Source organism: Sphingobium sp. CCH11-B1, assembly GCF_001556865.1.
In the GTDB taxonomy this organism is placed as follows: Bacteria; Pseudomonadota; Alphaproteobacteria; order Sphingomonadales; family Sphingomonadaceae; genus Sphingobium.
The window spans coordinates 38,388-62,540 of the sequence record NZ_LSJY01000169.1; the positions used below are offsets into that span (position 1 = coordinate 38,388).

The following is a 24,153-nucleotide window of genomic DNA, read 5'->3' on the forward strand; positions in this document are numbered from 1 at the left end:
GGTCCATTTCTCGATCGGTCTCAGGCAGCCGAAGCCGTGAGCATATCATAGCTGTGGAATTGATCGACGAGCTTCCCGGTCAATGCACCATCGCCTTGGTTGGCGCCGAAGGTGCTCATCGCCTGGGCAAGTCGGGCCGCTGCCTGTGTCGCTTCGGTATGCGTCGAGGAAGGATCGAACGCGAGGGCCACGTTGCCGATCGTCGCAGTGACGCCATTGTCCTTAGTATAGATCGCGGTCGTGAGCGGAAGGTTGCGACCGATTTTCGCGGTCTCACCGACGTTCGTGCTCGCCAGCGATATCTCCTTGATGCCGAGATCACCAAGGCTATGAAGTTCGCCTTGATCAGAGACGCCGTCATGATTTCCGTCCTGCCAGACTTTGAGATCGCCGAACCGGGCGTCCGTCGCGTTGATCTTTCCGTCCTTGTTGGCATCGAGCACACCCAGTCCATCCCAGGCACTCTTGGCATTCTCCTTCTCTGCAAGGAACGAGATTTCGGAAGCATGGGTGATCACACCGTCGCCGTTGCGATCAAGGACGAGCATGCCATCACCATCGGCGGCCCACCCGGTATCGTCTAGGGTTCCATCGCCATCCATGTCGAAGCGAGCGTCGGTCTTGCTGCGCTTGCGCGCTTCGAGCCCGTCGCCATCGAGATCGATGAGGATCGCGGACAACATGCCCACCTTCGCGTTGTCGAGCTCAATGATAGCCGCCGGCCCGATGAGGCCTGCGGACGCCGCGATGGGCCCTGCCGCGTCACGCGGAATAACATGGGCGCCATCGGAGCTCCCTGACAGCCGGAAGCGCTTTGCCTTTCCAGCCCATTCTCCGGTCTTGTATTCGGGATCGACCAGCGCCGAGAGCGCCTTGAACGCGAGGCCGACGTCGAGCAGCGTTCCCGAAGTACCGTTGTCGAGGGTGTACGCCGAACGGTTATACGTGATGTTTTGCCCAGCGGCAGTCGTTTCGCCGGTAGCCGTGCCCTGCAGTGCAAACGAGGTGATCCCTGCTTCAGTGAGGCTCAGCAGTTCACCGGCATCGCTTGTACCGTTGCTGTTGCGGTCGAACCAGAGCTTGAACTCGACAAACCGGGCATCTCCCGCATCGAGCAGACCGTTGGCGTTGGTGTCGAAGGCCGCAAGACCTTCCAGGTCCGTCTTTGCGCCCTGCTTGTCCTGAAGGAACGAGATTTCCTTGATGTCGTCGATGACGCCGTTTCCGTTGCGCTCAAGGACAAGGAAGGCATCATCGCTCTCGATCCACCCGGTCTTATCCGCGACGCCATCACCGTTCATGTCGAAGCGGGTCAGGCTTTCGGCGAGCGACACAAGCGATTTTCCATCGCCATCGAAATCCAGGACGATGGGGGCGGCAATGCTGGAGGGTTGAACCGGTTGTTCCGGCTCATCCTGAACAGCATCGCTTCCGGGCTGGCCAACATCGTCCCCACCCAAAACGGCGGCCGGAACGTCCTGGCTTCCGCTGGCAGCAGTCTGGCCACTTTCCAGGCCATCGTCCGCTGGCGGCGACGTAGCAGTCTCGGTCTGTGCCGGCGGGCTCGCCTCAGGCGGGGCGTCCGGATCTTCGCTATCGGCAACCGGATCGAAGGAGAGAATCACGTCGGCCAGATCGCGTGACGTGCCGTCGGCGAGCAGATAGTCCGATGTTGCCGTGACGATGTTGCCGGTTTGGCCAAGATCGTTACCCGTTTCATGCATGGTCAGGTTGATCTGTACGATGCCTGCCTCGGTCAGGGATTTGAGTTCACCTGTATCGCTGACGCCGTTCTGGTTCGCATCCTGCCACACGAGGAACTCGCCAAACCGCGCGTCACCGGCATCGAGCAATCCATTCTCGTTGCTGTCGAATGCGCGCAGACCTTCAAGGTCAGTCAGCGCATTGGCGGCATCGTTGATGAAGCTGATCTCCGAGATATCGTCGATCGCGCCGTTGGCATTGCGGTCAAGCGCAAGGAAGCCGTCATCCGCAGCCACCCATCCAGTCCGATCGGCAGCGCCGTCGCTATCCATATCGAACGAGATGCTCGATGTGGCATAGTCCACCAGTTCGATGCCGTCCCCGTCCAGGTCGAGCACGATTGGCGGCACGCTGGAATTGCGCCGCATGAACGTGACGGAGAAGGGTACAGCCGTCGTACGCCCTGTATTGTCCGTGATGTTCAGCTTGAAGGTGACCTCGATGCTCTCTGTTACGCGAACGCCATTGATCTTGGTGCCGCCTTCCCATTCGCCGCCGCCCTCGCCCGGGGTATAGAAGGAAATGTTGCCGGCCGAGTTGACGGAAATTGTCGGGGCACCCGAAGCATCGATTTCCGACCCCCCACCTGACGTCGTATTGAACCGCCGGGGATTCCACTCAGTAATGCTATATGTCAGCGGCGAGCCTTCTGGGTCGGCAGCTATGACCTGGATGATGCTGCCGCCATTGCGCTGTGCGGACACCCGGTACGTGGTGTTATCGATGAAGATGACCGGGCCATCGCTCCCATTGTACGTTTTGTAGGAGGACTGGAACACGGGCTGTTCGGGTGCGTCGCGAATGGTCGCCGTGAAGTTGGCGGTGAAATTGTAATTTCCGTTCGTGGGATCGACGGCGCGGATCTGAAGCACCTGCGTTGCAAGCGAGGTATCCCGAACCGCAACCGTGGTTTCGATCGGTTCCGGGCCCCAGCCATAGTCGACCCACTCCGTCACCGTCTCGTAGCGCGTGGTCAACGCCTCATAATCGGCAGAACCGGTTTTGAATACGAGACTGCCGTCGGACGTGATCTCCCAAATCCCAGATTGCGTCGAGCCATCGGCGAAGCTCCACTGCATGTTTCTCTGCTCGGGGTCCCGAAGCATCAGATTGCGAAGATTGAATTGCTCATGGAAAGGCGGCAATCCGCTCGCCTCGTCAGTTGCGCCGGAAGCGCTGACCAGCGCATGCGGCTCGTTGATGTCGCCCATCTGGATCCAGTAGTTCGCCTCTGTCTCGCGGAATCCAGCATTATTCTGATTGTCCCTGGCCCGAATGACGTAGTTGCGGCCGGTCTCGCCTGCAGTATCGAAGTCGAGCGCCGCATTGACGCGAACCGCGCCAGTCACATTGTCGATCGCGTAGCGACCATCCCAGGTGGATGCCGAGTAGTTCGTGCCGTCCCAGAACCAGTAGCGCTGCTGGCTGAACGCCGTCGCGCCGCTGTCAGGGTCGCTCGCGTTCACGGTGTCGAAGACGGTTCCGACTGCCGTGTTCTCATTGATGACGTTTAGAGTACGCCCAGTCAGAGCGTTCTGCTCATTCTTGTCCTCGATGTAGACCGAGTAGCTGAACGGCGAGGACTCGGCGCCGGAGGCATCGCGCGCGACCAGCGTGAGCGTCGCAACCCGGGCCTCCTTGATACCATCGCCGTCGGTATCGAAGTTCATGTTCGCGCTGGTCCCGAACTGCCCCATATAGGCGCGCAGCCAATCGGACGTGAAATTCACGCCGGGCGAGAAGGCGATGTGGTTGTTGGAGAATGTCTGGAACCAGCCATTCTCGTTACCGCCAACGATATAGAGTTGGGGTGCCACGCCGTCCGGGTCGGCCATGGTGAAGCGGGCGATCAGATTTCCGGCATGCGGAGAATCGCCGCCCACTGTCTCGGAAAAGACGTTCGATGCCTCCAGCACAAGATTGTTGGGCCTCTCGTTCACGTCGGAGATGAAGACCTGAACGAGGGTCGGCGCCGATACCGCACCGCCACTGTCGACCGCCTCTACCGACACATTCGCGATGTGCGCTTCGAGGCGCCCATCGCCGCTCCAGTCATTGATGCCGTAACCTGCCGCACGCAGGGACTCGTAGTCATACGAAACGCCTGCGGCGAAACGAATCTGGTTGCCGACGATCGTGAACCAGTTGCCGGGGTTCCCGTCGGTCGCAAAGCGCAGCGTAGGCGTGGTACCATCGGGATCGCTCAGCGCCAGGGTGGCGACGGTCTTGCCGGCCACCGCTGGGTTTGAACCCAACCCGGTTTCGTCAAAGAATGACCAGACCGTCGCCCCTCCTCCGGGCGCATTGGGCGTTTCATTGACGTTGGTGAGCGGTACGACGATTTGTTTGTCGTAATATTGTCCGGCCGCATCGAACACACGAACGGTTATGGTGTTGGCCGCGTCGCGGCCGGCAGCCTCATAGTCGAGGTTCGCGCCGCCGTTGGCAACGAGTAAGCGGCTCGTGTTGGCCGTGTCGAGGACGTAGCGGCCACCTGCATTGTTGATGAGTTGGAAGCTTGTGGGCGCCGCCATCCCCTCGGCCGTGTCGGGATCGATGCCCGTTAGCGCCCCGACGAATGTTCCGTTTGCCGCGTTCTCCGCGATGGAGCCGCTCAGCGTGATATTCGTAGGCTTGCCGTTCACGACCACGGCGAGGTTCGACCATGCCGATGTCCGCGTCGAGGTGCCGTCCTTTGTCTGGACGGCAAAGCTCAGGGCCGCGTTTTCAAAACGTCCGGCAGGGACGGCCATGCGCAGACCGCTGAGCTGCGCGGAGGTCAGTCGCCACCAGCCAGAGGCGGATTCCCAGATTCCAACTGCTGTGCCTGCAGCATTGACCAGCGAGTATCCGCTGGGCAGGCCTTTCACGAGAACATCGACACTCTCCGAACCATCCGTATCCGGCGTGACAGCCGCCACGGAGATGGCGATGTTCGCGCCGGCAGTACCGCCGGCGCTCGCAAGCGTCGAGAAGCTGCCATTGTCCGCCGTCGGCGCGATACTGAGCGCAATGCCGCCAAGGTCATTGACCGTGCGTGTCGTTCCCCGGATCTTTGCCTGCAACTGCAGGGGAAGCGTACCCCCCGGCAACAAATGCGTGCTGGCGTTAGGGGCCAGCGTGAGGGTCACGGTACGGTTTCCTGCTGCGTCAGGCGTGCCGTAATTGACGCCGGTCACGTAGCTGGCAAGGTTATAGCCACCCAGCGCGGTCAGCGTGAGATCGATGCTGCTTGCCGGGATGGCGATGCCGAGCCCCTGCAGATCCTCGTACCAGGCCCGCGTGGCAAAGCTGATCGTGGTCGTTCCATTGTCGAGCGCTTCGGTCGCGCTGAGCGAGACGGTATCGCTGATTTTTGGAGGGCTCAGGCGTCCCCAATAATCCTCCATGCCGTTGGCAAAGGCGATGTTGGCCGCGCGAAGGGTGTCCATCTGGTCCTGGGTCGTCGGACGATTCAGGGCAGGTATGCCTGCCATCAGCGTAACGAGCGCATCCACATTCACAGGCACGGTGGCCCTGTCGGTGCCGTCGGAGATCAGATCGATCTTGAAATAGTTTGCCGGCAGAGTTCGGTCGGGAAGCGTGAACCAGTTCTCCACCGTCACCGTGCCCTCGGCGCCGGCTTGTCCCAGCAGCGTCAGGCGCAGGTGATTGCCCGTTCCGCTCGGTTGGCCCTGATCGTCCACCCGGTCGAACCAGATGTCCGTGTAGGTCACTGAACTGTCCAGGGCGAGATGATCGAAATTGTCTCCGCTCGCATCGAAATTCTTGATGCGATCGTTGCCCTGGTTTCGGCCGATGAAGTAGGTGTCGTTGTCGGCGCCCCCGATCAGGACATCGTCGCCTGCTCCCCCATCGAGATAGTCGTCACCGGCCTCGGCATCGAGTGTGTCGTTGCCATCGCCGCCGATGAGATAGTCGTTGCCGGCGCCCCCCTTGATCGAGTCGTTGCCTGCCCCGCCCCTCAGGACATCCGAGCCTGTCGAGCCGACCAGAGTGTCCGCCTGGTTCGAACCTTCGACAAGTTCGATTCCGCTCAGCAAATCGCCCTGGGCTTGTCCGCCGGTACCCGTGCCGGCAGCGAGGTTGATGCTCACCGCAGTGGTGGATGCCGCGTAGGTCACGCCGTCGAAACCGGCGCCGCCGGTCAGTTGGTCGGCACCATCGCCGCCTTCGAGATAATCATCTCCATCGCCGCCATTGATGATGTCCGCGCCGGCGCCGCCTGCAAGGCCAACGCTCGTGAAACCGCGCCAGGCATCCGTGCCGCTGGCACGAACACCCTCATTGCCGAGTCCGCCCGCCAGAGTGTCGTTGCCTAGACCGCCATCGAGCATGTCGTTACCGTCACCGCCGGTCAGGCTGTCATCGCCGACCTCGCCATAGAGCCTGTCGTCTCCGGTATCACCCAGCAGCGTATCGTTGCCATCGCCGCCATAGAGCGTGTCGTTGCCGTCGCCGCCTTCCAGCTGGTCGTTTCCGGCGAGCCCCGACAGGGTGTCGTTACCGGCAAGACCGCGCAGGATGTCCCGGTTCTGCTGGCCGGTGCGAGTATCGGCGTTCGCGGTGCCGTCCACTATGTCATCGACGTTGGTGATGGCGAAAGTGAAGGTCTGGTCGAACGTGAGCGGCGCCGAGGACTTGTCCGTTGCCCGGACCTTGAGGATGATCGAGGCGCCGTCGGTTTCATAGTCAAGGCTCTTGTCGGCCAGGAGCACCAGCTGGTTGCTGGCGTTGACTGCAAAGCGCGTACTGACGGTCGTCGCGCTGTTCTCATAGACAGCATAGGTCTGCTGGCCGGCCAACTGGCTTGCAAGGTCGGGATCGGTGGCGCTCAGCGTGCCAAGCACCACGGCGGGACGCGCGACCCCGGTAGCGACGCGGTCGCGCTCGGCGATCGAAGCAGCAGGGCCGGCAAGGGCGATCGCCGTCTGGCGCTGGTTCACATCCTCTAGCCTGACGGTGAAGGTGACTGCTGCAGAAGACAGGGCGCCGTCCGACGCATAGACCTTTCCGGTCAGCGTCACTTCGCCGAGACCGTCCCCGTCGCTATCCGTGACCGTAAAGCCGGCGCCTACCAGCGCTTCGAAATCCGGTTCCACCGCGAACTGAACGTCGGTGCCGGAGATCTTGAAGCGGTTGCCTGGGTTGCCCGTGCCATCGGCGACAAAAACGATGGACGGATTGGGCGCGCCGTCCGGATCGCTGGTGGTGAAGCGTGCAACCAGTCCGGAGACATTCGACGTGTTCGTTCCTGCGACATATTCGCTAACGATACCAGTCGACGTCGACAGAACAGGCGCATTGGGCGCCTCGTTGACGTTGGTCACCGTCACAGTGAACGCCGTCTCGGTGTAGGCGCCCTTGCTGTCCGTAGCACGCACGCGGATCGAGTGGGACGCGGCCGCTTCCCGGTTGAGCAAAGTCGCGTTGAGGACGCGCAATTCGCCGTTTGAGGCAATGACGAACCGGCCGCCAGCATTGTCGGTGAGTGTATAAGCGACAGGATCGCCTTCCACATCGACCGATGTGAAGGCGCCGATAAGGCTGTTATTTGCCGTGGTGCTTCCAGGCGCGCTCTCGGCGATTTGCAGCGCAGTGCCATTGACAACTGCGATCGCCCGCGGCGCGTCATTCACGGCGGTGATCGTGACGTTGACAGGAAGCGCCACCGATTGCCCATCGGCATCTGTAGCGATCACGACGAAGGTATCCTCGCCATTGGCGTCCGCAAATGGCGTATAGGTCAGGGCGCCGGTCGCGGCGTTGAAGCTGGTGATCACGCCCTTGCTGGGACCCTTTGCCGGATCGAGCGCATAGGATGTCAGATTCTGATCGTGATCGACCACGCCGTAGCTACCGTTGATGGCAATCGAGGCATCTTCGGCCAATGTGACAGTTCGGGGCGCTGCGGGGCCGGTTGGTGCGGCCTTGGAACCGGCATGCCAATAGGTCGCCAGCTTTCCCGCGATGTCTGTCGGCAGCGCCGTCGGGGTGATGGCCGGAGTTGTGGTCGTGGCGGTCATCGCCGTAACAAGGCTGAGGCTGTCGGGATGATCGAGGAAGATCACATGTGTCGTGGTCTGGATCGCCCGGACCTTGCTCTGGCCGCTTGTCAGGAAGAAACCGACGACCGTGATGTTGGCGTCCGAGCCGATCACTGCGATGCGCATGTCGTTACCGACGCGGGTCAGCCACAACTCGTTGTACGCGACGCTTTCATCGAAGGTGATGGTGTTGATGCCGCTGGTATCAGTGAGGGTGTCCGTGCCCGCATACCGGTCGAAGGCGTAGGTATCGTTCCCGGCGCCTCCGTTCAGGGTGTCATTACCGCGCCCGCCCTCGAGCGTATCGTCGCCGGCATCCCCGACGAAACTGTCGTTCCCATCGCCGCCAACAAGGATATCATTGCCGGCCCCGCCATTAAGGGCGTCGTTGCCGAGACCGCCCGAGAGCGTATCGTCCTCGGTTTGACCAAAGAGCTGGTCATCACCGTCACCGCCGTCGAGCACATCATTCTGTGCGCCGCCGTAGAGCTTGTCCGCTCCGAGACCGCCCGAGATCGAATCCGCGCCATCCTCACCGTAGAGGTTGTCGTTGCCGTCGTCCCCGCTCAGAACATCGTCGCCCGCGCCGCCATACAGGGTGTCGGTGCCGGCAAGGCCGAAGAGCTTGTTATCCGCTGCGTCGCCGGTGATGGCGTCGTTGTAGGCCGAACCCACGACATTCTCGATGCCGATGAGCGTGTCGCCGAGCGCGTCCGAACCATCGACGCTTGTCTGGGCGCCAGCCAGCTTGAGGTCGATCGTGACCGCCGCCGCAGAACGCACATATCGCGCCGTGTCGCCGGCATCGGTCGAAGCCGCGCTGGAGCTGTTGGCACCGCCGTTCAGCGTATCCGCGCCGAGGCCGCCTTCCAGTGTATCGTCGCCGTCTCCGCCGAGCAGAGTGTCATCGCCCGCATAGCCGGCCAGGACATCGTCTCCAGCGCCCCCGTTCAGACTGTCGTTGAAAGCTCCAAATCGCCCGACAAGCAGATTGTCGGCTGCCGTGCCTGCGAGCGTGGCATCGCTTGTCGCCAGGAGAATGCTGGCCAGAGACACCGACATGCCATCGGCGAACTTGAGCGTTTCCACCGCGCTGTTCGCGAGCTTCTGCCCCTTGATCGTCACCTGCGAGGTGGCAAGGCCGCCCACGCTGATGATGAGATCATTGCCGCTCCAGGCGAAGCTGAGGTCATTGAGGCTGATGTTCGGGCCGAACTCCAGTTCGTCATCGCCTCCGTTGACGGAGGCATCGAAGCGCTGGCGGGTCACCTGTTGCAGGTTGGTGCGCGCAAAGCCGCCCAGCCATCCGGCCTGGGCATAGGCTGACGGAGCCGGCGCAGCTGGGGTGGTCCCGGGTGCATAAAGATAGGTGGCGTTGTCATAGACAACGGTCCCGTCCGCAGCTTGAATCTGCAAGCGCCAATAGCGATTGCCCGACGCCGCTTCGACCGCCCCGGTGGCGGCCCAGGACTTGATAGAGAAACCAGCGCCGAGCGTAGCCGCCGCGGTCACCGCTTCTTCAATGACAAAGCCGCCTTCGATGATGGTGTCGGCGCCGTCGCCTGCGTTCCAGACATAGGTGTCGTCGCCGGCATTGCCGGCAAGCTCATCGTTGCCCTTGCCGCCGGTCAGTTCATTCTGGCCGCTATCGCCACCGATGATGTCGGCACCGCCGCCACCGATGACATTCTCGATCGAATAATATTCGTCACCTGCCGCATCGCCTGTGTTGGTGTGCGATGCGGAGAGTTGGACACGCACCGCCGCCGAGGTGGACGCGTAGCTCGCGGCATCCAGACCGGCTCCGCCGACCAGGATATCCTTGCCCGCACCGCCGTCGAGAGCGTCATCACCTGTGCCGCCATAGAGCACGTCGTCGCCGGCCTCGCCCTTAAGCGTATCGAAACCGCTATTGCCGGCGAGGATATCATTGCCTCCGCCGCCGGCGATCACATCATCCCCTGCGGCGCCTGTGATCCAGTCGGCAATCGCCGTGCCCGCGAGCGGCGCGCTGGCAGTCCCATCCGCAGCGTCGGTGCCTGCCTTCAAGACCATCTTCACCGGATCAATGTCGAGCAAGCCGGTCTGGTAGAACGCCAGCTTTTCGATGCTGCCGGGCGCGAGGAACCAGTCCTTGATCGTGACACTGTCGGCAACGAGCGAGCTATCCGAAACCTCGTCGCTCTCCTTGCTGACGACAAGGACGAGATCGTTCGATCCGGCAGGACGCTGCAGGATCACGTCCTGCAGGTTGATGCCAGGTGCAAACTCGATCGTATCGGTTCCCGAGTTGGCGGTGATGACTGCGTCCGCAGGAGGTGCAAAGACCTTGAGCGTACTGGTTGCGCTGTCGAAGTCGTAACGCCCGACCCATTGGAAATCGGGCTCGTCAGCGGTCCCGACATTCTTGCGCAGCACCGCTCCACCAGGACCCGTAACGATGCCGGTCGTGGCGTTGTAGCTGAACGCGGAATTCCATTCGCCGGCGATCCAGACGGTCTGCCAGTAATTGGCGAAATCGTCGAAGACCATATCGCGGCCGTCGCCGCGCGCGAACTTGAAGGTGTCGTTACCGGCACCGCCAACCACGACGTCGCCATCGCCGGTTCCGCCCGAGACGATATCATTGTCCGCGCCGCCATAGATGTCGTCGGCTCCGGCATCGCCGGTGATCGCGTCTATCCCGGCGCCGCCCAGCAACTGATCGTTGCCGAGGCCACCGATGAGCAGATCCTTACCGGCATCGCCAAGGATCATGTCATTGCCGGTGCCGCCATTTCCGACGTCGTTACCCGCAAGAAGGAAGATCTTGTCATCGCCCGCATCGCCTGCAATGAAATCATTGCCTTGCGTGCCGATCAGCACATCGTTGCCCGACCCACCCGCGATAAAGCTTGTGGTGTCGCCGATGCGGATTTCGTTGCCGTCGGCAAATTTGAGCCATTCGACACGCTTGTAGGGGTTGGAGAACCAGTCCTTGACTGTGATAACGGTGCTGGTCGCATTCTCGACGGTGCCGACGGTCTGCATGAGGGTGATCAGCAGGTCATTGCCGGGGGCGGTCGCCGTACCCGAACGCTTGAGGCGAACGTCGCCGATGTCGATCCCGGCACCGAATACGATGGCGTCCTCGCCGCCCTCCACGGTTCCAGATGCCACACCCGCCGAAGCGCCGACCCAGTCCGGACGCAGGGCACCTGCCTGCCCCGGAGTGGTCTTCCAATTCTCAATGGCAGTTAGGCGTTGAGCCATTCCATCGGCGCTGGTGTTGGTCAGCGCCGATTCCGTGCTGGCCTCGTCGATGATGTCCGCGCCATCTCCGCGCCGGACGACATATTGGTCGGAGCCGGTGCCGCCCTTGAGGCTGTCGCCATTGCCGGCTCCGCCGACGAGAATGTCATCGCCGGCGCCGCCGAGCAGCGTGTCGGTGCCTTCGCCGCCTTCGAGCCAATCGGACCCTTCGCGGCCTGTGAGCGTGTCGTTGCCCGCTCCGCCGTTGAGGTAATTGCCATCGCCGCCGAGCGATCCGGCTGCGGTCGAACCCGCATTCAGCGTATCGTTGCCGTCACCGCCGAGCAGCCAGTCATCGAGACGGCCGCCGTAGATGATGTCGTCTCCGGTTCCACCGAAGATATTGTCGCCAAGGTTCGACGCGTAGATGGTGTCGTTGCCTGCGCCGCCATCGACGGTCGCGGCAATCGGGATATCGAGGACGCGGCGGTCGCTCGTCGCAAACCCAACGGTCGTCGATGCCGCCATCGTGCGGGAGCGCGACACGGTGAAGATCGCCTTGCCCGAGCTTTCATCAACAGTGACGCTGTCGATCCACACGAGGGGTTCGGTTCCGGCGCCGTCGACGATCGTTCCGGTTCCCGTCACCGGCTGCGTGCCATTGGCGAGAGCGGACGCGCCTGCGGACACCGTCGCCTGGAGGCTGAATTTCTCGTTGCCCTCGACGTTGAGAAATTGCGGCTTGCCATTGCCCGGAGTGACGACCTGGCCGTTGACTACGACCGGGGCCACGTAATCCGGATTGGCGACGTTGTCGGCGACCACTGCGGTCCGCACGAACAGTTGCGTCGCTCCAACCGCGAAGGTTGCGCTGGTCGCGTTCGTCCAGGTCGTGCCGTTGGTGGAGACCTGAATATTGGCCGCACCAGTGCTGCCGAAATCGACGCCACCGCCGGTCGCCTTGTCGGCGACGAGGGCAAGATTAACGGTGACCGCACTTGTGGCTGCTTTCGAAAGCGAGAGGCGGAATACCGCGTAGCCGTCGCCTTCCCAGGCATAGCTGTTGCCAACCATCAGGGTGGGAGAAGCTGCCGTGCCATCAATGATCGTTGCAGTTGCTGCTCCGCCCATGATCTGCATGCCCGGAGCATTCGAAAGCGATGCGAGGAAATTCTCGCTGGCTTCTGCTAGCGCATCAACCGTGACATTGACTTGCACCGTGGAGCGCAAAGTTGTCGCAGCGAACGTGAGTGTTGCGGTCTTCACCGTGAAATCCGTGCCGCCTGCGGCAATATCGTTGTTGAAATGTCTGTTGACTGTAAAACCGCGCTGGTCGGCGAGGTCGCCGTTACGAAGGTCGATCGTGTTGTTGGCGCTATCCGCTTCAATCGTGGTCTGGCCCGCGATATCGATCGCGTCGCCGAGCACATAGTCGCCGACGCCAATCTGGCGGCTTACCTGGCCGCTTGCCGGATCGTAATCGAACCCGAAATCGACATCGGCGGCGGTGCTCTCGGCTTCCTTGATAAGGAAATCAAATCCGCCGAACCAATCGCTTGCGGCACGTCTTGTCAGCCCTAGTTCTTGCGCGCGGGCGAGCGTGATCAGCGTCTCGATCGCAAAGGCGCTGTCTGGTTCGGCCGCCACCAACACATTGATTACGCTGGAATTGCCGAGGTAGCTCTCATATTGCTGGGCCGAGGTTATATTGCCCAGAAGCACGCTACTGTCGAAGTTTTGCGGATCAGGCCCGCCGATCTCCAACGAGTTGTAAAGCGCGCGCTTCACATAAATATCGCCTCCGGCGATCTGGAAGTCGGGATCGGTCAACCCTTGATACACGCCATAGCCGATCAACCGTGTCGCCGCATCCTTGCCCGAGAATTTCTGCGTGATCGCATCGCTGTCGCGCGTCGAAGAGGGCCTGTAGACGAAGGCGCTCTTGCGCATCCCGTAATTGCCCGACTGCACGGCCTCCGGGTTGAGTAATGTGCCGCCTGTCGCCGACAGCACGGCGTTGAACGTGTCGGAAACCGCAAACGCCACGCTGCGGGCTGCATCCTTCGATCCGGCTTTCCTCGACCATACATTGGCCACCACAAATTTCTGTTGCTCTGAATCCCAGGCAGAATCCGCCCCAGAACGCGGCGTACCGCCGAAGAGGGAACCGATAAGGCCACCAGCAATGAAGCCGACGAACGCACCAATCGCCGCACCGACGGGACCTGCTAGCGCGCCAAGTTGTACGCCCGCCAGCGTTGCAGATGCTCCGGTGCCGACAACCAAACTAGCAACAGCGATACCGCCAAGGGCGGCACCCACCGCCGAACCCAATTGTCCACCGAGGGTGTCAAAACTCACGATATTTGATGCTAAATAGGAGCCGAGGAAGCCACCAACAGCATTGCCAAGATCGGCGAACTCAAGGCCTTCGAATATTGCCTCGCCGCCTGCAATGTTGCCAATTATCTGACCGACCGCATAACCGGCCGAACTGTTGGCAAGTTCGCCCGCGAAACCGTCAAGCCCAATTGCGTTGACCAGTTCCGCCGTCAGGAATGATGAAATCGCGCCAAGGCCTGCCGACTTGAGATTCGCGACAAACTCTTGTCCAAACGCCTCAAAACCGCCTTCCAGGGCATCGCCTATGGACTTGCCGCCAATAGCTCGATCAAGCGAGTCTCCCAGATTGTCGCCGAGCGTTTTCAAGGCAGCCGATGCAACGATGCCAGTTAGAACGTCGCCGTTGGCAAGACGATAACCGAGCTGCGAACCGATTATTCCACCCGCATTCGCGAAATCGAGGCCAACGAAAGTCCGGCCGTTGAAATCTGTAGCGATCAATCTGCCATCCGGCAAAAAGCGGCGGATGACGTTCATGTCATCGTTGCCCGAAATTGCCGCATCGATGTAGCTATTCCCTTCAGCATCCTTCTTGATGATGAAGCGCGTTTCTTGACCGTCTCGATCCGTATAATAGGGCTTTCCGCGAATAATCGTTACGTCAATACCTTCTGGCACAAACGCCCCGGTCTCTGGGTCTCGATAGGTCGTCAGAGATGCCGGCCTCCGATTCGCTCTGGTGCCCACAATGAGCGATCCATCTGGTTGCCGCTTGGCTTCGACGACAATTTCTTCAGCTTCATCTTCGGTAACGGCCAAATGTTGCGCTATCGCCGCAATCGCATCTGGCCGTGCGGTTGGGTCAGAAATAATTGCCGCCTGATTGTTAATACCTGCCCTCAATGAGCGGATGTAAATATCCATCCCATGAGCCGTTACAAAACCGAAATTATCCCTGTAATCAATTCCGTCATCGAGATACTTCGCCGCAGGCCCCGCAAGCCTATAGCCCGATGAATCGGAATACAGTGGCACTCCATCGCTATCATTACGGAAATGAACAAAACCGGCAGAATCTTCAATACGATCAAGTTCGGTAATAATGTCGGAGAAGCCTGTAACATTACCATTCGGGAACAGATGACTGAAGCCGATACCAAAAGAGCCAAAGGTATTTGATGTGACAATGCGAGAGCTCAAGCCTTGCAAGGACGCATCGGCACGCAAAAGTTGCACCATCTGGCCCCCGGCCGAATGGCCATTTAGGTCAAAACGTGCGGTAGAATATTGGTTCATCAAGCCGAACACAAAAGTCTGAATGTCGGCATACATCGCGCCGTTGCCACCAGTTAGCGCAGTCTGGATGTCCGTCTGCGGCAACTCTTGGTAAGCGAACGAATGATCGTTTACGCCTGCAACTCCGACAATAATTGTGCCCGTTTGGATATTCTGAAAGGCGACGGCGTCACCACCAGCAACGCCCGGTCCGCGCGACGTCGAACCGACGAAACGATAGTTGTTTGTGAAATTGGTAAGCTCCGACTCAGTGAAAATCCCACTGGCACCGGGATTTGTTTTAATCTTCAAAGCAAGAACAGGGCCAGTATCGTTCAAAGACATATTAACTGCCGGAGCGATGTAGCCTAGAGCTGCGACTTGAGCAGATGTCAGGTAGTCACGTGCAAATGTTGGGGGCGGATTATCGCTCATTGATCAACACCCCCAACAGATAAGTCTTTATAAAATTTTAAGCAATTGAAACCCGTTGGTCCATCGATGGACCGATATTGATATATATAGTCAACAATCTGAGCGACGACCTTATCGCCTTTCGTAATAAAAATGTCATCGCGAACAATCTTGTCGTCTACATTCGGCCTAAAATGTGATTTATTCTTGCCAAATGATGTATCGAAATCTCCAACAGGCGTATAATAGGTGCGCCCCGTCATTGGAGGGGTTTCCTGTATCTCTCTTTGATACGCAGCGGCGGATTGAGCACGATATTCACGCCACAGATCGTTATCATGAACAATGACCTTCATGTTCTGCTTGCATATCCGTTCATGCTCTTCAATCATGTTATTGTTCATTGAACATCCTTGAGTGGCGATGGCTATCAGCGAAATCGATACGATCATTAATTGTCGATAATATGGAACGCGCCCACGATGCGGTTTCGCCTCGTAGGTATGGAAGTTCGCGTTGTCGGAAATGAACGCCATATTAGTTCTTTCCCTGAATTCTTTCGAGCAAATGGAGTCTTGCCTTCGCCTCGGCCAGTCCGGGCGTTTTCGGGCCTCTGTCCGCCTGCATGACCCGGCCCATGCTTCCATCTCCAATTGGTGGGACATACACCCACACAGACCCACCGCTGTCAGACGCCGCAAGGCGATACATGTCTCGGGCCTTCTCGATATCGCGCCCTACACCTAGCCCTTCCTCGAATCTGATTCCCAGTTCGAGTTGCGCCTGCTTGTCTCCGGCGCGCGCGCGGGCAGCTAGTCGCTGCAATTCAGGATTGGTCTGGCCTGCAGCGAGGGGAACGCTCATGAAGCTGGCTCTGCTCGCGCAGGCCTGCAGCGTCAGAAGGGCTGTGGCTGCGGCGATCCCGGCGACGAGCCGGCGTCTCACGCCCGCGTTTTGTGATGCCATACGACCTCGCTCAAGCTTAACCTTAGCCTCACTGCTCTCGCCCTGCCTGTTGGATGCTCCTTTGAAGCGGACTGAAAAGGTACGATATGATTCTTCGAGTACCGGTTTTGACATCCACCGTTGCTGCCAGACCAGGGGTTGGCGCGTACTGAGAGTTGTTCGCGTTAATAACGTTCTTCTCCAGAGTGATGGTAGCAACATAGACCAGCCCTAAATCTTTATCCTGCACAGTATCTCAACTAATTGATCGCACTCTTACCGGTGCCGTTAATTGAATTTTTGATGAACTGTATTGCTATCAGCATCTTTGTAGTCCCCCACCAGAAGTTATCGGATGCAATTGCATTATCAATACCTTCAATCCCCGATATCGGGCGTTGGCCGGTCCTGTCCTGGATCGTGGCGGCGCCTTCGGATATCTGGTAATATTGGAAGTCAAGGACAACAACGGCCCCATCGCGGTACTGCTCAGGACGCCGCCCCCATCCGTCTTTTGGCGTTTCGGCTGTTCCAACGGTTGCGAAAAAGGCCTTCGTAAATGGGTCGGCTGTGCCGTCGATCACGGTGCTCACGAGACCGTCGATGCAGTTGAAGTAATAGTCGTCCGCCCCAACCATGATCAGCACAGGCAAGTCGGCCCTTGCTACTAGGTCCTCACGTAGAACCCAGCCATCCCTATCGAAGTCGTATTTAAAATTTCCCTTTACAAGTGGCTGTCCATTGGTTGGAGGAGCAGGGGGCGTGCTGCTAATGGGGGTGCCGATCGATATATACGACGATACGCCCGAGGGCCGAGGCGCTTCAATCGCTCTGGTCGGATCAGTCATTATTACCCCCTTTTTCGATAAACTCATCAATTACTGCGGTTGCGGCCCTTTGTCGTTCAACAAACTCATCATTTTGACAGGCGAGCAGCCAAAAAACTGAGTCGCGAATTTCTTGGCCATTCGTCAACATGCGACACATGGCTGTTTCGAATGCGTAACCTGGCAAGATTGGCCCGTCCGAGTGGACAAATTGGGCCGAGCGAAACTGTGCGACGAGCGATTTTTGCGTTCTGCTTGCCTGTCCAAGATCATCGAGCTCAATGTCAAGGAATGTCGGATGAATTTTGGCGGGCCACTTCGAGGAATGATCAGCACCTGCTGACTGGCAGTTATTAATCACCGCATTAAGTCTTCGTCTCAATAGCGCAAACTTATCAAAATAACGCACAGACCGTGCGATGTCGGGAAGGCGGTTGAGATACTCACCACAACCCGATGGTAGCGTTGATTCTAGAAGGCAATTCCATCCATCAAGAGCATAAGCGTCATAGTCTTTAGGTTCATTACCCTTTTGCCGACTGAGGCAGCGATCAGAGAAAAGTTCAATGCGGACCAAATCGTCTAGAATTATATCGACGGCTACTTTCCGAGGAGGGCGATTGTGCGCGTCCACTGCGTCGGGCACAGTAAAGTCTCTCGCCGAGCTCGAACCAAGCTGTGATATGTCTTGAGTCCGATCCCCTGACCATTCGTTACGTTGGACTAGCTTTTCTCTCGCTGCTGCGATCCCCGCCACGAGTGGGCCACGATTAATAAGCTGAGGCTTCACGCCATTGTTTGTAGGTACGTAGGTGATTTGAGACCCGCCGGTGGGGGTAGCCGCCAAGAAATACAGTTTCCGCGCTTTTTCCTGATTCGATGGAATTTGGTCGCCATTCTCGAACCTCATTCCAAGCTGATACTGGGCATTCTTTTCACCCGCTTTCGCTTCGCGTGCGAGAGCGGATAATTCGCTATCAGGTTGTAAGGGTATGCCCATGTAGCTGGTTCCGCTGCACGCGGTTATGGAAAGCACTAGCGTCTGTATAGCGAATGATTTCCAGAGTGCGCATACCTTGCGTCGTGATTGATAGAATAACGTCTGTTTTAGATTCACGAACGGTGAGAAGTGTTGCGAATTCATAGGAATTTGAAGAATGGACTTTATCGCTCTCGCCTTGCTTGAGGTAGGCTTTTCCCAGACCTGGCTAAACTGATATGAAATATTGCTCGATGTTTCGGTTGTAATCTCGAATGTCGCCGCCGACCTTAACGTTGCGGATGGTATGAGCCGAGAAAATGCTACTGAGCGCGACACAGCCGGGACCTTTCGCAATCGCCTGTTCTGCCGTAGATCTCTGCGGTTCCTTGCATCATTTCTCGTGGCCGGCCTGTGCTATGCTCGTCTGCAGCGGGCTGAGCAGATAGCTGATGATACGCCGGGTCCCAGTTTTCACATCCACAGTTGCGGCAAGACCCGGGGCCAGCCCGGTCCGCCGACCGTCCGTGTCTATGTAGCTCCGCGCCAACGCGATGGTGGCGATATAGACCAGGCCGAGGTCCTTATCCTGCACTGCATCGCGGCTGATCGAGCGAACACGGCCAGGGATCGTGCCGTAACGCGTGAATGGAAATGCCTCGAGCTTCACCGCCGCTTCCTGCCCGACCCGCACGAAGCCGACGTCCTTGTTGAGGATGCGAACTTCGACCTCCAGCCCACCGCGGGCGGGCACCACCGTCATCAACGGCTTGGCGGCTTCTACAACGCCGCCCACAGTGTGGACCTCGAGGCTTTGTACCGTTCCATCAACCGATGAAACGAGCCGCTGGAAACGGTTCATCTGGGTGGCCTTCGTTACTTCCTCACGACGCAGGATTGCGTCGGCCTCTGCCTTTGCAAGGTCGGTGAGTGCCGTATGCCTGGCTTGCTCACGGGCTTCGCGCCGCTGCTGGTCGAGCTTTCGCGCCTCGGCCAGGCCTCGGTCGACCTGGGCGAGGGCGATCTCACGATCCCCCGCTTCAGATCGCCGTTGGCGTTCCAGTTCCAGCAAGCGCTGTCCAGGTGCATATCCTCTCGCGTCCAACCGGTTCATGCGGGCGATCTGGCGATCGAGTATTGGCACCGTGTCGGCAAGGCGGGCTGCGGATGCTCGTGCCGCAGTCACGTCAGCAAGAGCGGAGGAACGCGCGTCGCCCAGGCTGGCGGTGCTTGCCTCGATTTGAGCAAGTTGCGCGGCGATCAGGCGTCGTTGGGTGTCCGCGATTTCCGGCCGCGTTCCGCTGGGAGCCGTGAAATGCAAACCCTTGCCGGATAAAGCGTCGGCAATTGCCCGGTTGCGGGCGATGTCGAGTTCGGTGCTCGCCAGTGCCTTCTGCGCGGAGGCGAGGTCGGCACCGGCCAGCGTTGGGTCAAGATCTAGCAAGGCCTGGCCCCGCCGCACAAAATCGCCGTTGCGTACATAGATCGCCCGAACAACGCCTGCTCCAGGTGACTGGACCAATTTGATGTTGCCGGTCGGAATCACGCTGCCCGGCGCAGAAGCGACGACGTCGATCCTCCCGAACACGGTCCACAGGATCGTAAGAAGCAGACCGATCGTCAGAATCCAGGCGGCCATCCGCGCCGTGGGAGACACAGGACGTTCGGCAACCTCGAGCGCGGCAGGAAGAAAATCGGCCTCACGGGAGGGGACGAAGGTCCGGCGCCATTCCCGATCCGCCCTAAGTGCTTCCTTGAGCACATCCCAATGGTGACGCCACGCGCTCATACGTCGGCACCTCGTGCGAAACCGGCACCGCTCTGGCGGCGATGCAAATCTGCATAGCGCCCGTTATTCCGCAACAGTTCTTCGTGATTGCCGCGTTCCACGATATGGCCAGCTTCCAGTGAGATAAGATTATCGCATTGCCGTACGGCAGAGAGGCGGTGCGCGATGATGATCACCGTACGGCCGGCGGAGATCGCCTTGAGGTTTTTCTGGATGATCTCCTCGCTTTCGGCATCGAGCGCGCTGGTCGCCTCGTCGAGAATGAGAATGCGCGGCCCAGTCACCAGCGCCCGGGCGATGGCCAGGCGCTGACGTTGGCCGCCGGACAGGTTGGTGCCACGCTCTTCGACCGGCGTGTCGTAGCCTTGCGGCAGCCGCACGATGAACTCGTGGGCGCCAGCCAGTTCAGCCGCCGCCATCACTTTTTCGAGCGGCAGGGCTGGGTTTGCGAGCGCGATATTCTCGCGGATCGAACGGTTGAACAGCAGATTTTCCTGAAGGACGACGCCGATCTGCCGCCGCAACCATGCCGGGTCGATCTGGGCAATATCGACGCCGTCGATGAGGACGCGCCCGGCAGCGGGCACATACATGCGTTGAAGCAGCTTGGTCAGCGTCGACTTGCCCGAGCCCGAGGAGCCGACGATGCCTAGCGAGGTGCCCGCCGCTACCGTGAGGTCGATGTCTTCGAGTGTCCAGGGACCATCGAGGCCATAGCGGAACTTGACGCCCTCGAACTTAACCTCGCCCTTGAGCGAGGGGAGGGCGACGCGGCTACCGGTACCAGGTTCCACCGGCTGGTTGAGCACGTCGCCCAGGCGCTCGATCGCGATCCGTACCTGTTGAAAATCCTGCCACAGCTGCGCCATGCGGATCACCGGGCCCGATACGCGCTGCGCAAACATGTTGAAAGCGACGAGGCCGCCTACGGTCAGGTCCTTGTCGATCACCGCCCTGGCGCCAAAATAGAGGATCAGAACCATATTGATCTTGGAGATGAGCTGGATCAGCTGGCTGCCGGTATTGCCAAGATTGATGACCTTCTGGCTGGCGAAGCTGTAGCCGGCGAGCTGCCGTTCCCAACGATCCTGCCATTGCGGTTCGACAGCGCCGGCCTTGACCGTCTGGATTCCGCCGATGCTCTCGATCAGGAGCGCGTTGTTGGCTGCCGCGCGCTCGAACTTTTCCTCGATGCGCGCGCGCAGGGGACCCGTGACGAAAACAGCGACTGCGACATAGGCAGGGATCGCCAGGATCGAGATCAGGAAGAGCTGCGTGGAATAGAACCACATCACCACAAGGAAGACGATCGTGAAGAGGGGATCGATCAGCACCGTCAGCGATGAGTTTGTAAGGAACTCGCGGATCGTTTCGAGCTGTCGTACCCGCATGGCGATGTCACCAACCCGGCGTGCTTCAAAATACGCCAGGTTAAGGCCAAGCAAGTGACGGAAGAGCTTGGCGCCCAGCTCGACGTCGATTTTCTGGCTGGTTTCCGAATAGAGCCGGGTGCGCAGCCACCCGAAAAGAGTTTCCCACACCGAGACGACGCCAAAGCCGATTACCAGGATCGTGAGCGTGTCGAGCGTATTGTGGACAAGCACCTTGTCGATGACATTCTGGAAGAACAGCGGCGAAGCAAGGCCCAGAAGATTGATGCCGAGCGTCACCAGCAGCACCTCACCGATCAGGCGGCGATATTTGACGATCTGGGGGATGAACCAGGAAACGTCGAATGCGCGCGTGACGCCGCCAATGCCTTCACGGGTTGTTACCAGCAGAAGTTCGCCCGACCACATGGCCTCGAGCGCCGCCCTGTCGACCTTCATGATCTGGGGCTGGACGCCTTCCGAGCTGTGGCATGGCGGCTGGATCAGGGCTTCATCGTCGCTGATCCGGGCAATGATGAACCATCCTGACGGGCCGTTGGCGAGTGCGGGAAGGGGTGTTTGCCGCAGCTTGTCATAGGAAGAGCGAACGGATTTAGCCCGAACGTCGTCCTGGCGCTTGGCAATGCGCTTGAGATCGTCGGCGTCTACGCCGCGGTCATGGCCAAGGCTATGACGCAGCTGTGCCGGGTCCACCGCGATGCGGTGAAGCGCAAGGAGCGTCGCATAGGCAATGAGGCCCGAGTCGTCTTGCCCCGCCGTCTCGGCTGAAGGTTCAGTCGCCTGGTCGGGGATCATGGCTTGGTTCTCGGGGTGGCGGTTGAAGGAGAGCGGGTTTCTGAGGCAGTCGGTCCGCCGCGCATGAGGTCCAGGGGGGCCTGGGCGGGCGAAGCTGCCGCAGGAAGGGCGCTTGCCTGCGATTCGGGCATCTCAGGGGCGCGAGGCCTGCCGCTCGGAGCACCGAGCCTGTCAATCGTGCGAATGACGCCGCCCCAGGGGACGGCGCTACGCCGTTCGACTTTTTCGAGATAATCGTCCGGGGCATAAACGGGCGGGTTGGCAAGCAGCCGCTTCGTCTCAAGTTGGCCCAGATGGCGCAACAGGATGGCTTGCGCGACATAGCGGTCCCGCTTGCTGCCTAGCAGGGCAATCTGCGTCTCATTGAGCGAATTCTGCGCGTAGAGTACGTCGAAAGTGGACCGCAGCCCTTCGCGATACTCCTCGAGCGTGCCCTCATAATAAATGCGGGCCGCCTGCACCTGCAAATCCTGCGCCAAGGCATTTCGATCAGCCGTCACCCACTGATTCCAGGCATTGACGATCGCCTGGACCAGTTGCCGCCGGGTTGCTTCGATACGAAGCGTATCGGCGGTCTGGCGATTGCGAGCCTGGGCAACGGCCGAGCGGATACGACCACCCGCGAACAGAGGGATCGTCAGGGTGGCGCGTCCGGTAAATGTGACGTCCTGATCTGCGCGGTCGAAATGCGCGGCCGGACCGGTCGTGCCGGCCGTGCCTCTGATCGATAGTTCGGGACGGCCTTCCGCTTGCGCAGCCGCGATCCGCGCCTGAGATGCATGGGCGGTTGCAATGGCAGCGGCAAGATCCGGGTTGCTCGCTTCGGCCATCGCGAAGGCTTCGTCGGCCGTACGGGGCAAATCCGGTAGCCCCGGCTCCTGCGCGAGATTGCCCGGCTCGCGGCCGACGATGGCCGTGAACGCCGCGCGACTGGATTCCAGCTGGGTTTCGGCGGCATTGAGCTGCACACGTGCCGCCTGTACTTGCGTCTCAGCCTGCGCAATGTCGGTTCTGGTGAGTTCACCGGCATCGCGCCGCGCGGCGATTTCGTCGAGGGTAGCTTCCAAAGTTCGTAGATTGCGCTGCCGGATTACAAGCGAACGGCCGTCGCGGCGCACATCGGTATAAGCTGCGATCAGATCGACGAGCAAATCACCCTCGGCTCCGCGCAAGGTTTCCCTTCCCGCTACGCTGCCGGCAAGGGCCGCACGCAAGGCACTTGCTGCACGGCCTCCCGTGTAAATCGGCTGGTCTATGACAAATTGGGATGCGAGATCGTTGCGCTCGATATTCGGGTCGTTGAGACGGTCCGAGAGGGGGCGGTTTGCCTGAGTGATTGCACCGGGCAATGTCAGTTCATAGCCACCTGACAGTTGCACCTGTGCCGACGGACGCGTCTGGGACATCGCTATGCCGACCTCGTCGTCGGTTGCCCGCAAATCGTAGCGGCGCGCACCTAGCCCTGGATTGGATGTAAAACTGTCCGCTATAGCGGCCGAGAGACTATCGTCGGCGGGCGGCGGCACTGGCTCTTCGTCAAAGGCAATGCGCGGGGTTGGATAGGCATCATGCGCTTTGTTCAGGCGTTGCGAAGGACCCTGGGCAGTGGCGTTGCCTGTCAGCAACAAGGCTGACGCCGTCACGGCAAGGCCGCCGATATACCGGTAGCAAAAACGCGCCATGGCTCGATCCCGATCGGATCAAACGCGGTCAAAAGCGAAAAGATGGGGCATAGCCGCACAATTTTGCGTGCAGGTCGCGATCGCGGACCGACGGCCGATAACGCCAACAGCAAGAGTCTTGTACATCGAAATTGCCAGCCCCCGAACGGCGCGGAAAAACGCTGCGCCTCATTCCCCGGATCACCTATTATCCCGTCAAGGGGCCAAGTCAATTGCTTCTGTTACGAGTAAAAAACAATCAATTTGAATGTAAGTTTTGGCGCGTTGAAGTGTTATCTCATCATTTGGCGATGAAAGTATCTTTCTGTTCGGTATGACAGAATATCATTGGTCGTGCTTCTTTAATGAGCACTGCAAATGCACTAATCAAGATTTATTGGGTCATAAAGCGTCACGCAATTAGGCGCGGACAACGTAGTCGGCGGCTCAGACTGTCAGTAGGTTTTCTTCAATCAGCTGGCCTGTTCCGTCAGGCCATCGTCTCGATCGCAACATGGACAAGCGGCGCGGTCTGCTCGGCCATCTTCTGCGCTCGTTCTCGTTGCCCCACCGTTGATATCCCCAGCGTTGATCAAGCGCCTGAGATTTGCATTTTCCGCATCCGCGACAGGAGCCGAACTCCTCTCGGACTTCGGCTCCCATATGCTGCGGTCTGTGCGTTTCCACGCCCA

At 59.6% G+C, this 24,153-nt stretch carries 8 protein-coding genes; all 8 read right to left on the reverse strand.

Annotated elements, in window-relative coordinates:
* Nucleotides 1-20: 20 nt before the first annotated feature.
* Nucleotides 21-15,005 carry a Calx-beta domain-containing protein gene (locus tag AX724_RS17040; RefSeq protein WP_231736733.1) on the reverse strand — a complete coding sequence of 4,995 codons (14,985 nt, stop codon included), beginning with the start codon at nucleotides 15,003-15,005 and terminating at the stop codon, nucleotides 21-23.
* A gap of 86 nt (nucleotides 15,006-15,091) precedes the next feature.
* Nucleotides 15,092-15,610, reverse strand: a complete 519-nt coding sequence (locus AX724_RS17045; protein WP_066768616.1) for a hypothetical protein — start codon at nucleotides 15,608-15,610, stop codon at nucleotides 15,092-15,094.
* Between the two features lies 1 nt (nucleotide 15,611).
* Nucleotides 15,612-15,938, reverse strand: a complete 327-nt coding sequence (locus AX724_RS17050) for an SEL1-like repeat protein (RefSeq protein WP_156448132.1) — start codon at nucleotides 15,936-15,938, stop codon at nucleotides 15,612-15,614.
* Nucleotides 15,939-16,279: 341 nt separating this feature from the next.
* The gene (locus AX724_RS17055) at nucleotides 16,280-16,867 is read right to left on the reverse strand and encodes a hypothetical protein (RefSeq protein WP_156448133.1); all 588 of its coding nucleotides are present in this window, start codon (nucleotides 16,865-16,867) and stop codon (nucleotides 16,280-16,282) included.
* Nucleotides 16,860-17,846 (reverse strand): SEL1-like repeat protein, encoded by a 987-nt coding sequence (locus AX724_RS23480; protein ID WP_156448134.1) that lies wholly within the window; start codon nucleotides 17,844-17,846, stop codon nucleotides 16,860-16,862. Before AX724_RS23480 ends, AX724_RS17055 begins: the two co-directional genes overlap by 8 nt.
* A 373-nt stretch (nucleotides 17,847-18,219) precedes the next feature.
* Entirely contained in the window at nucleotides 18,220-19,614 is a 1,395-nt protein-coding gene (locus AX724_RS17060; RefSeq protein WP_066768629.1) for an HlyD family type I secretion periplasmic adaptor subunit, read from the reverse strand.
* Nucleotides 19,611-21,800, reverse strand: a complete 2,190-nt coding sequence (locus AX724_RS17065) for a type I secretion system permease/ATPase (RefSeq protein ID WP_066768639.1) — start codon at nucleotides 21,798-21,800, stop codon at nucleotides 19,611-19,613. Before AX724_RS17065 ends, AX724_RS17060 begins: the two co-directional genes overlap by 4 nt.
* Nucleotides 21,797-23,482, reverse strand: coding sequence for a TolC family outer membrane protein (locus tag AX724_RS17070; protein WP_066768642.1), 1,686 nt, complete (start codon nucleotides 23,480-23,482; stop codon nucleotides 21,797-21,799). The genes AX724_RS17065 and AX724_RS17070 overlap by 4 nt, the downstream gene beginning before the upstream one ends.
* Between the last annotated feature and the right edge of the window lie 671 nt (nucleotides 23,483-24,153).

What these genes read in the sequence shown, in the direction of transcription:
- AX724_RS17060 (WP_066768629.1), bottom strand. Translation starts at nt 19,614, where the DNA reads ATGAGCGCGTGGCGTCACCATTGGGATGTGCTCAAGGAAGCACTTAGG.
- AX724_RS23480 (WP_156448134.1), bottom strand. Translation starts at nt 17,846, where the DNA reads ATGGGCATACCCTTACAACCTGATAGCGAATTATCCGCTCTCGCACGC.
- AX724_RS17050 (WP_156448132.1), bottom strand. Translation starts at nt 15,938, where the DNA reads ATGAGCGTTCCCCTCGCTGCAGGCCAGACCAATCCTGAATTGCAGCGA.
- AX724_RS17045 (WP_066768616.1), bottom strand. Translation starts at nt 15,610, where the DNA reads ATGGCGTTCATTTCCGACAACGCGAACTTCCATACCTACGAGGCGAAA.
- AX724_RS17040 (WP_231736733.1), bottom strand. Translation starts at nt 15,005, where the DNA reads ATGTCTTTGAACGATACTGGCCCTGTTCTTGCTTTGAAGATTAAAACA.
- AX724_RS17065 (WP_066768639.1), bottom strand. Translation starts at nt 21,800, where the DNA reads ATGATCCCCGACCAGGCGACTGAACCTTCAGCCGAGACGGCGGGGCAA.
- AX724_RS17070 (WP_066768642.1), bottom strand. Translation starts at nt 23,482, where the DNA reads ATGGCGCGTTTTTGCTACCGGTATATCGGCGGCCTTGCCGTGACGGCG.
- AX724_RS17055 (WP_156448133.1), bottom strand. Translation starts at nt 16,867, where the DNA reads ATGACTGATCCGACCAGAGCGATTGAAGCGCCTCGGCCCTCGGGCGTA.